The organism is Gilliamella sp. W8136 (genome assembly GCF_016101285.1).
GTDB lineage: Bacteria > Pseudomonadota > Gammaproteobacteria > Enterobacterales > Orbaceae > Gilliamella > Gilliamella apicola_N.
Genome location: NZ_JACFQU010000006.1, coordinates 160,721 through 176,432 on the forward strand (window position 1 = coordinate 160,721; position 15,712 = coordinate 176,432).

General features: G+C 34.0%; 12 protein-coding genes and 3 tRNA genes. 3 read left to right on the forward strand and 12 right to left on the reverse strand.

All coding sequences use genetic code 11. The features are described 5' to 3' along the window. Positions 1-82: 82 nt before the first annotated feature. From H3T96_RS05400 to znuA, 9 genes are all read right to left on the reverse strand, one after another. Positions 83-2,200: a TonB-dependent siderophore receptor gene (locus tag H3T96_RS05400; RefSeq protein ID WP_144091721.1), complete on the reverse strand. Its 2,118-nt coding sequence runs from the start codon at positions 2,198-2,200 to the stop codon at positions 83-85. Positions 2,201-2,626: 426 nt separating this feature from the next. Beyond that, positions 2,627-2,702: transfer RNA gene (locus tag H3T96_RS05405), tRNA-Lys, on the reverse strand. Positions 2,703-2,833: 131 nt separating this feature from the next. Next, complete coding sequence (ybgF, locus tag H3T96_RS05410; RefSeq protein WP_172398381.1) at positions 2,834-3,565, reverse strand: tol-pal system protein YbgF; 732 nt, start codon at positions 3,563-3,565, stop codon at positions 2,834-2,836. A 64-nt stretch (positions 3,566-3,629) separates the two neighbouring features. Next, positions 3,630-4,115 (reverse strand): peptidoglycan-associated lipoprotein Pal, encoded by a 486-nt coding sequence (gene pal, locus H3T96_RS05415; protein WP_086327393.1) that lies wholly within the window; start codon positions 4,113-4,115, stop codon positions 3,630-3,632. Positions 4,116-4,282: 167 nt separating this feature from the next. After that, the gene (gene tolB / locus H3T96_RS05420) at positions 4,283-5,578 is read right to left on the reverse strand and encodes a Tol-Pal system beta propeller repeat protein TolB (RefSeq protein WP_186279239.1); all 1,296 of its coding nucleotides are present in this window, start codon (positions 5,576-5,578) and stop codon (positions 4,283-4,285) included. Positions 5,579-6,014: 436 nt separating this feature from the next. Further along, positions 6,015-6,824 carry a bifunctional DNA-formamidopyrimidine glycosylase/DNA-(apurinic or apyrimidinic site) lyase gene (mutM, locus tag H3T96_RS05425; protein ID WP_144091719.1) on the reverse strand — a complete coding sequence of 270 codons (810 nt, stop codon included), beginning with the start codon at positions 6,822-6,824 and terminating at the stop codon, positions 6,015-6,017. A gap of 10 nt (positions 6,825-6,834) precedes the next feature. Beyond that, positions 6,835-9,168 carry a bifunctional glycosyl transferase/transpeptidase gene (gene mrcB, locus H3T96_RS05430; protein ID WP_198248611.1) on the reverse strand — a complete coding sequence of 778 codons (2,334 nt, stop codon included), beginning with the start codon at positions 9,166-9,168 and terminating at the stop codon, positions 6,835-6,837. A gap of 135 nt (positions 9,169-9,303) precedes the next feature. Further along, positions 9,304-10,665, reverse strand: coding sequence for a murein DD-endopeptidase MepM (gene mepM, locus H3T96_RS05435; RefSeq protein WP_144091717.1), 1,362 nt, complete (start codon positions 10,663-10,665; stop codon positions 9,304-9,306). Positions 10,666-10,693: 28 nt separating this feature from the next. Beyond that, the gene (znuA, locus tag H3T96_RS05440; protein ID WP_198248612.1) at positions 10,694-11,653 is read right to left on the reverse strand and encodes a zinc ABC transporter substrate-binding protein ZnuA; all 960 of its coding nucleotides are present in this window, start codon (positions 11,651-11,653) and stop codon (positions 10,694-10,696) included. A gap of 93 nt (positions 11,654-11,746) precedes the next feature. Between znuA and znuC the strand changes: the two genes are divergently transcribed. The 3 genes from znuC to H3T96_RS05455 all read left to right on the forward strand — a co-directional run bounded on the left by znuC (position 11,747) and on the right by H3T96_RS05455 (position 14,968). Further along, positions 11,747-12,493 (forward strand): zinc ABC transporter ATP-binding protein ZnuC, encoded by a 747-nt coding sequence (gene znuC / locus H3T96_RS05445; protein ID WP_086327307.1) that lies wholly within the window; start codon positions 11,747-11,749, stop codon positions 12,491-12,493. A 31-nt stretch (positions 12,494-12,524) separates the two neighbouring features. Next, positions 12,525-13,325, forward strand: coding sequence for a zinc ABC transporter permease subunit ZnuB (gene znuB / locus H3T96_RS05450; protein WP_144091716.1), 801 nt, complete (start codon positions 12,525-12,527; stop codon positions 13,323-13,325). A 119-nt stretch (positions 13,326-13,444) separates the two neighbouring features. Continuing rightward, complete coding sequence (locus H3T96_RS05455; RefSeq protein ID WP_086351368.1) at positions 13,445-14,968, forward strand: YifB family Mg chelatase-like AAA ATPase; 1,524 nt, start codon at positions 13,445-13,447, stop codon at positions 14,966-14,968. 5 nt (positions 14,969-14,973) lie between these two features. Here the strand turns inward: H3T96_RS05455 and H3T96_RS05460 are convergent, their stop codons facing one another. The 3 genes from H3T96_RS05460 to H3T96_RS05470 all read right to left on the reverse strand — a co-directional run bounded on the left by H3T96_RS05460 (position 14,974) and on the right by H3T96_RS05470 (position 15,605). Further along, complete coding sequence (locus H3T96_RS05460; protein ID WP_039129930.1) at positions 14,974-15,312, reverse strand: DUF413 domain-containing protein; 339 nt, start codon at positions 15,310-15,312, stop codon at positions 14,974-14,976. Between the two features lie 132 nt (positions 15,313-15,444). Then, positions 15,445-15,520, reverse strand: a tRNA-Trp gene (locus H3T96_RS05465). A gap of 8 nt (positions 15,521-15,528) precedes the next feature. After that, positions 15,529-15,605 (reverse strand) — tRNA-Asp (locus H3T96_RS05470). Between the last annotated feature and the right edge of the window lie 107 nt (positions 15,606-15,712).

Below are 15,712 nucleotides of genomic sequence, written 5' to 3' on the forward strand. Positions count from 1 at the left end.
AACTTATTATTTATGCTTACTTTTTACGAATACATAAGTAGTTAACCGATTATCTTTAAATCCTAAAAACATTAATTAAGTATCATAATTTATAACTTGCAGTTAATAAAAAGGCTCGAGGTGTACCAGGCATACTACTTGAACGCCAATACTCTTTACCGAATAAATTAGTTATCGCTAAAGTCACATCAACGGATTGAGTTTGATAACCAATTGCCGCATTCCATGATGCATAGCCAGGACGTTTAATCTGATTGTTATCATCGTTATACATTGAGCCCTTATAATTAACTTCCAGTTCAGTAAACCAATTTTCATAAGGCAAATAACGTACGTTTAAATAACCACTATGTTTGGCTGTATTGGATAAATATTTGCCTTTGTTAGCAGGTGTTTTTTTATCTTTATGAACTTTTGCTTGCTGATAGCCAATACCGCTATTGATGTACCAATTATTGCTCAATTTTCCTATTACGCTTAATTCTATACCTTGGCTTCTATCACTGCCTCTAACTTGCCAATTATAAGGATCGTTAACGGCATCAGGTTGATAACGAATATTATAAAGCTCAAGGTCGTAAAGCGCGATTTGAGAGGAAAGCTTGTCATTAAGCCAATCGCTTTTGACACCAACTTCATATTGACGAGAATATTGAGGTTTGTCATCGTAAACAGTCTTAGAGTCTGTCGCAAGTGTGATTAAACCACGTCCCCCATATGGAGCAAAATTTTTACTATACGAAGCATAAAAACTTTGGGATTCTATCGGCTGCCAAATTAATCCGAACCGAGGACTTAGAGAGTGTCCATCATATGACCGATTTTGATGATTCAATTTATTATCCGATGCAAACTCATAATTATCATAACGTAATCCTGCAAGTAATTTCCACTGCTCTGTAAAACTGATTAGGTCTTGCCAATATACCCCTTTGGATGTAGCTTTATGATTAGTCTTAGTACTTAATTTGTTATATCGAGTTTTTTTTGAGTTCCAATGAGGATGATATGGATCAACTGCTTCCGGATATTGGCTAGTTAAAGCTAATCTAGGTTCTCGTTTTTCAATATTATATTCGAACCCTATTAACATATCATGAGAAATACTCACCGAATTAAACTTACCCACTAAATCAAGGGTATTACTATAAGTTTTATTCGATGTTTCTTGCCAAGCTCGACGGAATTTTAATTTACCTTTGTAGTCGCAAGGTGCGCGATTACTAAGTTTACCACTTAAATCACAATAATTACCTGCATAAAGGTGATCGAAATTCTGATCAGCTTTACGATATAGATTAGTTAGCTTGATAGACCAATCATGATTAAATTCATATCCCATAACTGAACGTAATGAATTAAAATTATCTTTTACATAGTCATCAGGGTGAGCATAAGCTGTTTTAATTGAGACACCTTTAGGTAGGTTATAATAGGCTGGCGCCCTATCTGGCTTACGCCATAATTTATCATGAGTATATTGTACTAACCAATTAAATCCAGCCAAATTATCATACAATATACTTGGTGAAACCATTGTATCGCGTTGTTTTATTCCTTTACGAAAACTCTTTTCTGATTGATGATCAATTGTCATGCGTATAGCAATATTATCATGTAAAACATGATTTATATCTACCATTCCGCCGTATTTATCCCAAGATCCCCCTCTCAAACTTAACGTAGTGGGTGAATCAAAGTTTGCTTGTTTACTAATCATATTTATCATTCCGCCACCTGAGCCTCTGCCATAAAGTACTGAGGCGGGTCCTTTTAACACTTCAATTCGTTCAATGTTAGCGGTGCTTTGTCTAACTTGTCCACTCGCGCGAACACCATCACGATAAATATCGCCAGAGCTGGCGGAAAAACCTCGGATTTTGATACCTTCATCTCGCATATCATAAGTTGCATCTACCCCAGGTAATTTATTTACTATGATGCTCAGATCATTTTGTCCATAAATTTTCTCTTGTTGAAGATCAACCGAATTAATAGTTTGAGGAATATCCTTTATATCAAAGGATGTTTTAGTTGCTGTTGATGATTTTTTTATTCGCAGATCATTATTATCCTTAATTGTTGCGACAACTTTCATAGTTTCAATATCATTATCATCATTGACTTTTTCTTGAGCGTAAGCGATAAAAGCGGTAGAACTCAATAAGCATGGTAAGAAGACTTGATTAACTAATTTCATTATTTTTCCTATTATTTGTTGTGTTATTTGATAAATGCTAAAACAACAATAATAATGATAATGATTATTATTCGCACGCACAACTTATTTTATGTTTTTTAGCTCTGTAAAATAGGTTTTTAATTATATATTGTTGAAATATATTAATATTATTAAATATAAGTAATGCGATTTTATTAAACAATATTTTTACAACGGTTAAATATTTCTATTCAAAGTGATTTTGTCAAATTAAGAAAGGGTGAATGAAGATGATAGGAATTAATTTTGATTATTCGACACTTTTTGTACCTAACCTATTTGGAATTAAGAATACGTGTTATTTAAATTTGTTAAAGATAAATTTTGACTAACATTAATGTTTCTTATTAGGTTAAGTGTATTAGTTTAAGACTGCTTTTATGATTTCAAGATGAAGAGAGAAAGTGGTGGGTCGTGAGCGATTCGAACGCTCGACAAACGGATTAAAAGTCCGCTGCTCTACCGACTGAGCTAACAACCCATATTGAATGAAATCTTTATGCTTAATAACTAACGCTACAAGCGATTTCGGGTTGCTATAATACTTATAATTGTTAAGTAGCGCAACCCTTTTATTAGTATTTTAATTCAATAGTTGGTTATTTATACATTTTATTTAAGCGATGCTAATTTTTGCTTCGCAAGATCAACAACCTTTTTATCTTTAGCATATTTACTTATAACTTGTTGAAAAACGTTTTTAGCATTCTTTTTATCACCTTTATCCAATAAGATAACGCCCACTTTATAAAGACTATCAGCTGCTTTGGAAGAAGATGGATAATTTTTTACAACAGTAGCATAATAAAATGAAGCTTCATCGTTCTTTCCTTCCTTATAATAAAGTTGACCTAACCAATAATTAGCATTGGCTAAATAAGTTGATTTAGGGTAATTCTTTATAAACTTCTGAAAGGCAGCTATTGTATCAGCATTTTGTTTATCATCATTAATAAATTGTACAATGAAGTCATAATCAGTTTTATCATTACCAGAATTTGTCCAGCTTGATAAATCTGATGGTGGTTGGTCTTCAGCATGAGATGTAGGTAAAGATATACCCTCCTTGGATGGATTAGTATTAGAAGAGAGTCCTGTACCATTCATCAGTTGCTGAAGAATTATTTTTTGACGTTCTATAGTCTGATTAAGCTGGTATTGGGTTTCTTCTAATTGACCACGAAGTGTATCGACATCTGCTTGTAATTCACTAATCTTCTGTTGACTTTCAACTAGTAATTGACCTTGTGCTTGAATCGTTCTTTCTAAATCTGAACTTCTTGCGGCACAATTATAACTATTTAATAGAAGAAATAAGAATGATATCAGTGCTTTTTTATGCATATTATTATACTCGGCGTGAACTTGACAAATAAACGGCCGCATAAGCAGCCGTTAAATAAACTAATTAGAAACCAGAGTATGTTATTACTGCACGACGGTTTTTAGAATAAGCTTCTTCGTCATGTCCTAATACAGCTGGTTTTTCTTTACCATAAGATACGACATCCATTTGTCCACCAGGAACACCATTACCTTGTAGATATGATTTAACTGCATTCGCACGACGTTCGCCTAATGCAATATTGTATTCTGGCGTACCGCGTTCATCAGCATGGCCTTCAATTACAACTTTAATACCCGAATTTGCACGCATGAAAACTGCATGAGCATCTAATAATGTTGCATATTCTTGTTTAACATTATATTTATCAAAATCAAAATATACGATATTTATTTGTTGTAATTTACGAACTTGCTCTAAAATTTTTTGAGATGCATTAACAGTTGTAGTTCCACCTTCGTCAGTAGTGGTTTTGTTTGAAGAACATGCAGTAACTGCCATTAATGGTAAAGCAACCGCAGCTACTTTAAGAAAGTTAGAAAATTGCATTGTATTAACTCCTTTGTGTTTTAAAAAATATTACTTAATTATATCTCTTACTAATTATAAAAATAACACAATTTATCAATTAGAAATAATAGCGCTATATATTATAACGCTATTACATTTTGTACAATTTTAATATTCAGAATATAGAATAAATTTCAGTCCTTTATTCATAAATATGGCGACCAAGCCGGAAATTTTACTTGTCCATCAGTCGCAGGTAACTTAGCTTTAAAATTACCATCGGTTGAAACAAGATTCAAAATTGTGCCTAATCCTTGTGTTGAACTATAAATAATCATAGTTCCATTAGGTGCTATGCTTGGAGTTTCATCCAAAAATGAATCCGTCAATCGTTGATAAGTATTTGTTTCCATATCATATCGAGTAATATGTTGTTCGCCGTTATTTGTCGAGATCATTGCAATAAAAGAACCATCAGGAGCAACACGGGCATTTTGATTTTGTGTATTATCCCATGTTAAACGCTGCGGAGTTCCACCATTGATATTAATGGTATAGAGTTGAGGACGTCCTGCTTGGTCTGAAGTATAAACAATTGTTTGACTATCTGGCATCCATGATGGCTCAGTATCATTGCTACGACCTGATGTAATTTGAGTTAATTTTTTTGAACTCAAATCCATAGTATATAAATTTAGGCTTCCATCTTTGGATAATGCAAAAGCTAATTTACTGCCATCAGGAGAAAAAGCAGGTGCGCCATTATGTTTAGGAAAAGCTGCAATTGTTTGAACAGCGCCAGTTTCTAATGATTTAACAACTAATGATGAACGACCTCCTTCAAAAGTTACATAAGCAAGTTTTTTACCATCTGGTGACCATGTAGGAGACATTAATGGTTCTTTAGAACGGTGAACAGTCATTTGATCATATCCATCGTAATCAGACACTCTTAATTCGTGAGAAAAAGGTCCTCTGGTAGTTTTAACCACATAAGCAATACGTGTTCTAAAAGCGCCTTTTATACCTGTTAGTGACTCAAAAATTTCATCACTTGCCGTATGAGCTGCATAACGAATCCAACGGTTATCAATAGAATATTGATTTTGTGCTAAAACTGCACCTGGACGAGTAACGGTATCAATTAATTGATAATTAATTAAATATTTTCCGGAAGCATCAGGTTGAATAGAACCAACAACCACTGCTGAAACACCAAGTTGATCCCAAACAGCAGGGGTAACTTCTGAAGCAGTGGCTGGCTTTTGTGGCATATTATTAACATCAATAGGATTAAATTTACCACTATTGCGTAAATCTGAAGCAATAATATCTTCAATATTTTGTGGAGGCACACCCGATCCCGTCCACTTAAAAGGTACAACTGCTATCGGTTTAGCTGAACTAACGCCATCGGTGATAATAATGCGAACATCTGCATTAGCAATCATCGTATAAAATAAAACAAATAAAGTTATCAAAAAGCGACAAGCAAATTTGATCATCTTAAATTCCTTAATAAAAGCGAAATAAATTACATTAAAATCAATGCAAATTAGAAATAACGCGATTGAAACATCTTTGAAGTTTAATATTTTATCACTAATTAATTAGCGCTACATAATAAACTTTATAAAAGACAAATACTTTTATACTCTTAAAAGATATCCGATATCGCGTAACAAGTCTAGCCACTTCAAAGCAAAAACATTTCGAATATTTACTTCTTTGCTGCATTCCAATAATTAGCATTTCAGTTAGTAAACACTAATTAATTGAAAAATTGGTATGTATACTTATCTGCGTTGATGATGGTTTAAAGAAACAAAATAGATGTTATTTGTATAAATTTTAGTTTTTTAGCTCAATTAGGTTATTGATATTATTGTTAACTTACATCGACTATTTTAAGTAATTAGTCACATAAAAAATAGACAATTAGTTTTGGCATTGTTCACAATAGAACGTGTTACGTTGCCCAATTTTTTGTGATTTTATTTCTGCATTACAAATATAGCATTTTTCACCGACTCTACCGTAAACTTGAAGTTCTTGAGCGAAATAGCCTGGTTTTCCATCTGATTGCAGAAAATCTTTAAGCGTGGTACCACCTTGTGTAATTGATTTAGTAAGTACTTGCTTAATAGCATTAACTAATCTCTCAAATTCCACTAATTGTATAGAATTCACTTTTCGATTGGGATTAATTTTTGCCATGAACAATGATTCTGAAGCATAAATATTGCCAACGCCAACCACAATATGATTATCCATAATCCAACTTTTAATGGGTATTTGTCGGTTTTTTGCTTTTTCAAATAAATAGTTTGCTGAAAACTCATCACTCAAAGGTTCTGGTCCCAAATGTTGCAATTGGAATACATCATCGAGTGAATTAGCCCAAAGCCAAGACCCAAAACGTCTTGGGTCTGTGTAACGTAAAATCACACCATTTTCTAAAACCAAATCAATATGGTCATGTTTTTCAGCTTCTTGATGATTTTTTAAAATGCGTAAACTACCTGACATTCCTAAATGAATTACTATCCAGTTATAAGACAATTGTAACAACAGATATTTCGCACGTCTTTGAATATCTAAAATAACTTGTCCTTGAGCATTCTTAATTGCATCATCAACTGGCCAACGCAATTTAGGCTGTCGAACAATTATTTGTTTAATAGTCTGACCTTTCAAATAAGGTAAAATACCACGACGACTTGTTTCGACTTCTGGTAATTCAGGCATAGAGTCCTACTTAGTTATTTAACATTTCAGATACCCAAGATGGTGCCGATTTATCTGACACCGATTGGTTACTGCCAGAACACAAACCTTGTGGATTAGCGGTCCATACAGGCAAAGTACGTACACCACTTCCACCACATTGCCACTGACCATTGCTATCAATTGGCATCATAAAAATATTTTGTGGCATAGGCAAAACTAATTTCTTAGGTGGATTATTTTGTAAATATTCACTATAAATTTTTAGCGCTCCCGTTGCTCCTGTTAATTTCATAGGAGAATGGTCATCAAGCCCAATCCAGATGACAGCAACATTTTTACCATCAATTCCTGTAAACCAACTATCTCTTGAATCGTTACTTGTCCCAGTTTTAGCAGCGAGTTTAAATGGTCCATATTTGGCTTTTAACGAACGCGATGTACCTGATTCAACAACCTGCTGCATTGCATAAGTTGTTAAATAAGCGGACTGTGCTGACACAGCTTGTAGTTGCTGTGGATAACTTTGATAAACCAACTTTCCTTTATCCGTTAATACATATCGGAGAATAGTTAATGGCGAACGTTGGCCATTATTAGTAATAGTTTGAAACATCTGTGCTGTTTCTAATGGCGTTAATTCTAAAGCTCCAAGTAATCTTGATGGTAAATTAGGTATGCGATCTGCTGGTACACCTAATGCTTCTAAAGTATTTTTACTCGCATCAAGTCCTAATTCCATTCCTAGATTAACAGTCGGTACATTAAGTGAGAGCGCTAAAGCATCCACCAACATAACACGATCACGATATTTCCGGTCAAAATTTTTCGGTTGCCAATAGCTTCCATTATCGACTTTAATTGACAATGGATTATCATTAAGCCAACTATTTAGTTGATAATTATCTGGTTGCCCTAACGCAGTCAAATAGGTTGAAGGTTTAGCTAAAGACCCAATTGACCGTCTTGTTAACCATGCTCGATTGTAACCAGGATAACGTGGTTCAGCACTACCTATAATTGACCTTATTTCACCCGTTTCCCGACTAACAATGACCATTGCAGTTTGTAAATCTTTGTTCGTAGATTTACGTAATGATTCTATTTGATTGGTTACTGCTTGTTCGGCAGCTGCCTGAGCAACTGGATCAAAAGTAGTGAAGATCTTCATTCCTGACAGATGATCAGCTTTATCTCCTAACTGCTTTCTCAGTTCACTGCGTACAACTTGCATAAATGCAGGTTGAGGAGAAATGACCCCCCCTTTAGGTAATACAGAGAGTGGGCGCTGACTTAATAAGTTATATAACTCTTCATCAATAATACCTTGTTGTTGAGTAAGTTTTAAAACAACATTACGACGATCAAGAACTTGTTTTGGTTGTGTCCAAGGATTATAAAGTGATGCGCCTTTTACCATTCCAACTAAAACTGCTTGCTGATCTAATGTAAGCTCATTGACAGGACGTCCAAAATAATACAGGCTAGCGAGTGGAAAACCATGAATTTCTTCACTACCTGCTTGTCCAAAATAGACTTCATTTAGATATAATTCTAAGATTCTTTCTTTGCTATATCGGGCATCTAAAATCAAAGCCATATAAGCTTCGCGGATCTTTCTACTTAAGCTACGTTCATTAGTCAAAAAAAGATTTTTTACTGTTTGTTGCGTTAAGGTACTACCACCTTCCGTACGACCTGTCGTTAAATTAACAAAAATCGCACGCCCAATAGAGTATAAACTCACTCCATAATGATTATAAAAACGTTTATCTTCAGTGGCTATTAATGTTTGTATGAGTGAATCAGGAAATTCTTTTAACGGCACAAATAATCGCTGCTCACCATTAGGAGAATGCAGCATAGTAATTAATTTAGGATCAATGCGTAGTAATCCAAAATCACGACCTGTATCTAAATTAGTGATACGATCAATATGATTTTCATAAAATGAAATTTTGACACGAAACGCTTTTTCTTCACCATCAGGGAAAGTAAAAGGTCGACGATAAATTTGTACTGTATCGTTAGTAACAATAAATTCGCCTGGGCGCGTTGCTTTGGTGTCTTGCTGTCGATATTGAGCCCCAACTAGCATAGTGACTACATCACTTAAACTGTATTCACTATCTGGTTCAAGATCAATAATTTGACCATAAACTGCAGCTGGCAGTTCCCAAACATTACCATCAATACGTTCTTTGATTTGCTGGTCAAGATAGATACCATAAATTATAGCTACAGCAGCAAAAACTAGAAAGACTTTAAACAGAAACGACCAAAGCCGTCGCCATAAAGTTTTTTTCTTAACCTTTTTAGCGGATCGTTTTTTGTTTGTTTTGGCTGTTTTTGTTGATTTATTCAAGCTACACCTAACATTTATTATTCAATCAAAATTAACCTTATAATAACATAATTTCTTAAGGATACCTTGACCTTCTTTTCGTTAAAAAGTTTCAGGAAATGGGTACGTTTCAGTATAAAATTAACCTTTAATTTTTTAAAAATTTAGCTGCGGACGAATATCTTTAACTTTTGACAAAAATGCTTTTTTTGATTTACCCGTTAACCCTTCTGAAATAGGTAAACTTGCTGTTAACGGATTAACAGGTTTATTATTAATATGTAACTCAAAGTGTAGATGAGGACCTGTCGATCGCCCTGTATTGCCTGATAGGCCAATCTTATCACCTTGCTTAACTTGCTGACCAGGTTTTACCAATATTTTATCCAGATGCATATATGTTGTCATATACTGACGACCATGACGAATAGCAATATAGTTACCCGCAGAACCACTATACTTGGCAATAACCACTTCACCATTACCTACTGATAAAACAGGTGTTCCTCGTGATACGGCAAAGTCAACGCCATTGTGAGGTGTAACAATACCAGTAACAGGATTTAATCGACGTGGGTTAAATCCTGATGATACACGAGCTTGTTTTTCAAGAGGATATCGGAAAAAACTTTGTGATAAGCTGCCGCCGTTAATATCATAATATTGACCATCATCAGCTAAAATAGCATAATAATCTTTGCTACCATTTTTAATGCGAACACCGATTAATTGACTATTAGACAAGCGCTTACCATGCATTTCGCGCGATAAAATTACCGAGAATTTATCACCAACTTTTAAACGACGAAAATCTAAGCGCCATTGTAAAGCTCGAGTGATAACTCCAATTTCACTACTTGTTAATCCACTTTTACGCGCATCAGCAACGAAACTGGTTTTTATATCCCCTTTTATAACTACATCCTGAGGTACTACTTCTATAGTTTCAGAACTTTCAATAAATTTATTGCCTGATTTTTCGTAAATTCTGATATTGTTACTGGATATTATCCAACTAAAACTTTGTAAATTATGGGAATCATCAGTAGTCCAACTAACTTGTTGACCGATTCTTAAATTGGCTAGCTGTTTAAAGTTAGTTGTTAATTGGTAAACATCCCTTCTATTTATGTTATATCTCAGTAAAATATCATGTAAAGTATCACCCCGTGCAACAGTATATTGCACAGTATTACCCTTATCTTCAATAATGTCATCTAGCTCATCTTTAACTATTTCATCCTCAGGAACATCTGATGATTCAGTAACTTGATCTGTTTTTGACTTACCGCCAACAACTTCAATTCGACCATCTCCAACAACAACTGGAGAATTAATATTATCTGTTACTGTCGTTTCAACTTGAGGAGTCAAAGGAACATATACCGTGCGATCCAAATTAAGAGGCCGCCATAATACGGTAAATAAGATAACCACAAGAAGAACACCTAATAGTGAAAAATAGGGAAAATTTGATTTATTCTTTTCAATATCAGGGGATTTAATCTTACTTGCCAAAATTAACCTTAACTATTTATTATCTAAATTACTTTTTATCTAAACAATCCAACAGTTGCTGTGTTAATCTTAATAAAAATTGTGAATAGGCATTTTTGGATAAAGTAATATCTGTACCTAAGGGATTCAATTCGCCAATACGAACATCTGTTCCATTCACTATTTTTTCAATAACTGCAGGGCTAAACTGTGGCTCTCTAAATATACATACTGCTTGATGTTCTTTTAATTCTCGTTTGATAGCATAAACGGTTTGAACACCGGGCTGTACTGCTGGATTTATGGTAAAACTACCTAGATTTTTTAATCCGAACTGTGATTCAAAATACCCATAGGCATCATGAAAAACAAAATATCCGTTATTTTGTACGTTAATGAGTTTTTTTGCAATGTTTTGTTCTGTTTCAGCTAGTTTAACGGTGAATCCGTTTAAATTTTCGTCAATAATATCTTTTTTGTCGGGATATATAGTAATAAGTTTATCATGTACGGCTTGAGCAATCTCTTTGGCTATTTTTGGGGAAAGCCAAATATGCTCATCGTATTCACCATGATGATCATGATCAGAATCGTTGTTATGAGAATGGGTTTCTTGTTGATCATGATTATTTGTACTGGTTCGTAGTAAACTTTTAATGGTGGGTATATCCATTAATTCAATCTGTTTGTTTTTATCAATACTTTTTAAAACTGTAGGCATAAATGTTTCTAAGTCCTCACCAACCCAAATAATCAATTCTGCTGTTTTTATTTTAGCTAAATCCGATGGTTTTAAAGAATATGTGTGCGGAGAAGCTCCATCAGGCAATAAAATATCAGTATTTGTTACACCATCAGAAACCGCTTGAGCTATAAAAGCAATGGGTTTAACAGAGGAAATAATGTCTGCATTAGCATCTAAAATAAAACCATTAATAATAAGCAATGGACTTAGCATTTTTAAGAATCGCAATAATCGATTAGATTTAATTTGTGCATTTTTTTTCACATTATTATCCTATAGTTATAAATTATGGTAGAATAGATCACATTATTGTTATAGTATAACATAACATATAGGTGAGCAAGGACTTACGTTAATATGACTCAGCTAATTTCGCTAGATAATGTTTCGGTTGAAATAAAACATCAAAAAATAATACATAATGTTTCGTTATCAATTAGCACAAATCAAATTGTAACGTTACTTGGCCCAAATGGTGCAGGTAAATCAACATTAGTTAAAGTCATTTTGGGATTAATGCCTTATACATCAGGAAAAATCACCCGTTTAACTAACTTAACAATTGGTTATGTTCCACAATCCATCAAACTTAATCCGACCTTACCCATTACTGTAAAGCGTTTTATGTGTTTGAATAAACAATTAAACAGTAAAAATGTTCTAAACATCCTATCTTTGGTAAAAGCAGAATATTTAATTGATAAATCAATGCACCAACTGTCTGGCGGTGAACTGCAAAGAGTTCTACTTGCTCAGGCGTTAGCTAAACGCCCCCAATTATTAATCCTAGATGAACCGACGCAGGGGGTAGATGTTAATGGACAGGTTTTATTATATGATTTAATTAGTAATGCGAAAACACAGTTTAATTGTGGTGTTTTAATGGTTTCACATGATCTACATTTGGTAATGGCTAAAACAGATGAAGTCATCTGCTTAAATCATCATATTTGTTGTTCAGGAACGCCAGCTAGTGTCTCAAATGATCCAGAATTTATTTCTCTTTTTGGTCAACAAGGTGCATCTCAAATCGCTGTTTATAAACATCATCACAATCATCAACATGATTTATGTAAACACACTAATGAACAGAAAAATAATTAAATAATCTTACCTAAAATTGGAAAAAAAGATAATGATTGAGTTACTATTACCATCTTTATTAGCGGGTTTATTTTTAACTACAGTAACAGGTCCGTTAGGTACATTTGTTGTATGGAGAAGAATGTCATATTTTGGTGATACTTTATCACATGCAGCTTTACTCGGTATTGCATTTGGTTTTCTACTCAACATAAATTTGTTTTATGCTGTTATTTTTATAACACTTTTACTTGCTATGGGATTACTTTGGCTGGAATCTCAAAAGCAATTGCCAATTGATACCTTACTTGGTATTTTGGCTCACAGTGCATTATCACTAGGCCTAGTAGTTATTAGCTTAATGAAGAATATACGTATTGACTTGATGGGATACTTATTTGGCGATCTTCTATCTGTAACATATTCTGATCTTTTTCAAATTATTATTTGTGTAATGCTTATTGGCACTTTACTACTTTGGCAATGGAATAATTTTTTATTCATTACTGTTAGCGAAGAATTAGCATTTAGTAACGGTATTAATATACAATTCACAAAATTGCTTTTAACCCTTTTATTAGCGTTTACAATAGGAATAGCAATGAAATTTGTAGGCGCACTGATTATCACATCGCTACTTATTATTCCTGCAGCAACAGCCAAATATTACTCAAAAACACCTGAATCTATGGCACTAATAGCAATAATTATCGGTATGTTATCTATCATTGGAGGATTATTATTTTCATTCATTTACGATACCCCGACAGGTCCATCCGTTGTATTAAGTAACACGTGTCTATTTTTTATATCATTATTTATTTCGAGATACTTGATTAGTGAAAAAGAGTAAATAACAGAAAAAATATCATATTTATTGCGAACAAAAACGCATAAATTTAATAATGAGATTTATGCATGACTTATTTATAAATAAAGTGATAATAAATTTAAATGTTAAAGATTAAAATTATGTCACTTGCAACTATTTTCACTCGCGCATCCATTGGAATACAAGCTCCACAAATAAATGTAGAAGTTCATATTAGTAATGGATTACCTGGTTTTGTCCTAGTTGGTCTTCCTGAAGCAACTGTCAAAGAAGCAAAAGATCGTGTTAGAAGTGCAATCATCAATAGTGGATTTACTTTTCCTGCAAAAAAAATAACTGTAAATTTATCGCCAGCCGATCTCCCAAAAGAAGGCAGTCGTTTTGATTTACCTATTGCTATTGCAATTCTTGCTGCAACACAACAAATTCCCTCTGATAATTTATCTAAATATGAATTTTTAGGAGAGCTTGCTTTATCTGGAGAAATTAGAGCAGTTAAAGGTGCTATACCCGCTGCACTTTCATCCCAAAAAAAGCAGCGTTCGCTAATAATATCAGCAGAGAATCAATCAGAAATATCTTTAATACACCAAGGAAATACATTAATCACAAATAATTTAGTCGAGGTATGTCAACATTTGACACAAGAAATAAGCTTACCGTTAGTAGCTTATAGAGAATACCATAATGGTAATGATACGTTAGCTAATCTGCAGGATATTATTGGGCAAGAGCATGCTAAAAGAGCATTGGAAATAGCGGCCGCTGGAGGTCATAATTTATTATTAATAGGCCCCCCTGGGACAGGTAAAACAATGTTAGCAACGCGGTTAACATCATTACTACCTCCATTATCTGATGCAGAAGCACTAGAAAGTGCAGCAATTACTAGTTTGGTTAGTTCAAATGGATCAATTCAAAATTGGCGTAAACGCCCTTTCAGATCGCCTCATCATAGTGCTTCAATTGCAGCATTGGTTGGAGGGGGATCAATACCTAAACCTGGTGAAATATCACTAGCTCATAATGGAGTGTTATTTTTAGATGAACTTCCTGAATTTAATCGTAAAGTCCTTGATGCGTTAAGAGAACCTATTGAATCAGGTGAAATCATTATTTCAAGAGCAAATGCTAAAATAAAATTTCCAGCTAGGTTTCAACTTATAGCAGCAATGAATCCAAGTCCTACAGGACACTATCAAGGAACGCATAACAGAACGACTCCTCAACAAATCATTCGTTATCTAAATCGTCTGTCAGGACCTTTTTTAGATAGATTTGATATCTCTATTGAAGTTCCACTTTTACCTAAAGGAGCATTGCGTCAGAGAGCAATAAAGAGTGAATCTACTGAAATAGTAAAAGAAAGAGTTTTACGAGCCAGAAACATTCAAATGGAAAGAAATAAAAAATTAAATAGTCAACTAACCTCTAATGATATTCAACTTTATTGTCAATTATCTGATGAAGATAATGAGTATTTAGAACAAGCTTTGATAAAATTAGGGCTTTCAGCTAGAGCATGGCATAGAATATTGAAAGTATCCCGCACTATTGCAGATTTAGAGCTATCAGAAAACATAGAACGAAAACATCTTTCAGAAGCATTAAGTTATCGTTCTATGGATCGATTATTAATTCAATTACACAAAAATATTGGTTAAAAGAATTAGTCATCACTATCTACGAAATCATCATTAACATCAACTTGAGGCTTACCACCTGATAATGTATGAAAACGTTTCGGTTTATTTATACGGGATAGGTATTTTAACCATGCTTTTTCTAAATCAGTAGAAGGTTCTTTTTTTCCTTTACACACTGCTACAAATGACTTTTCGTCGGCTGTAACAGGCTTTCTTGTTTCTGCATCAAGATCTCTAAAAGCACAACCATATTTTTCTAAAATTTGTGCTTCTTTAATTGTGAAATCTCCGTGGCGAGAGAATCCCCTTGGATAATTTTTATTATCAAAAAAACGTTGTTGACTTACAAAACTTTCAGCCATTTTATATCCTCTAGATTGTAAAAGTATTTGGGCGGGAATTATAATTCACTAACTTAATCTGTAAACAAAAATTTTTTATTTGTGTTAGTAAAAATTGCTGAACGGCTAAAATTAGAACAAAACCATCATTTTTGGCAGGGGCGGAGAGTCTCGAACTCCCAACACCCGGTTTTGGAGACCGGTGCTCTACCAATTGAACTACGCCCCTAAATAAGGTGGCGGAACGGACGGGGCTCGAACCCGCGACCCCCTGCGTGACAGGCAGGTATTCTAACCAACTGAACTACCGCTCCACCGAATTTGGTGTGTATATAAATTTAAAAGTCTGGCGGCTCCCTACTCTCACATGGGTAATACCCACACTACCATCGGCACTTCGGCGTTTCACTTCTGAGTTCGG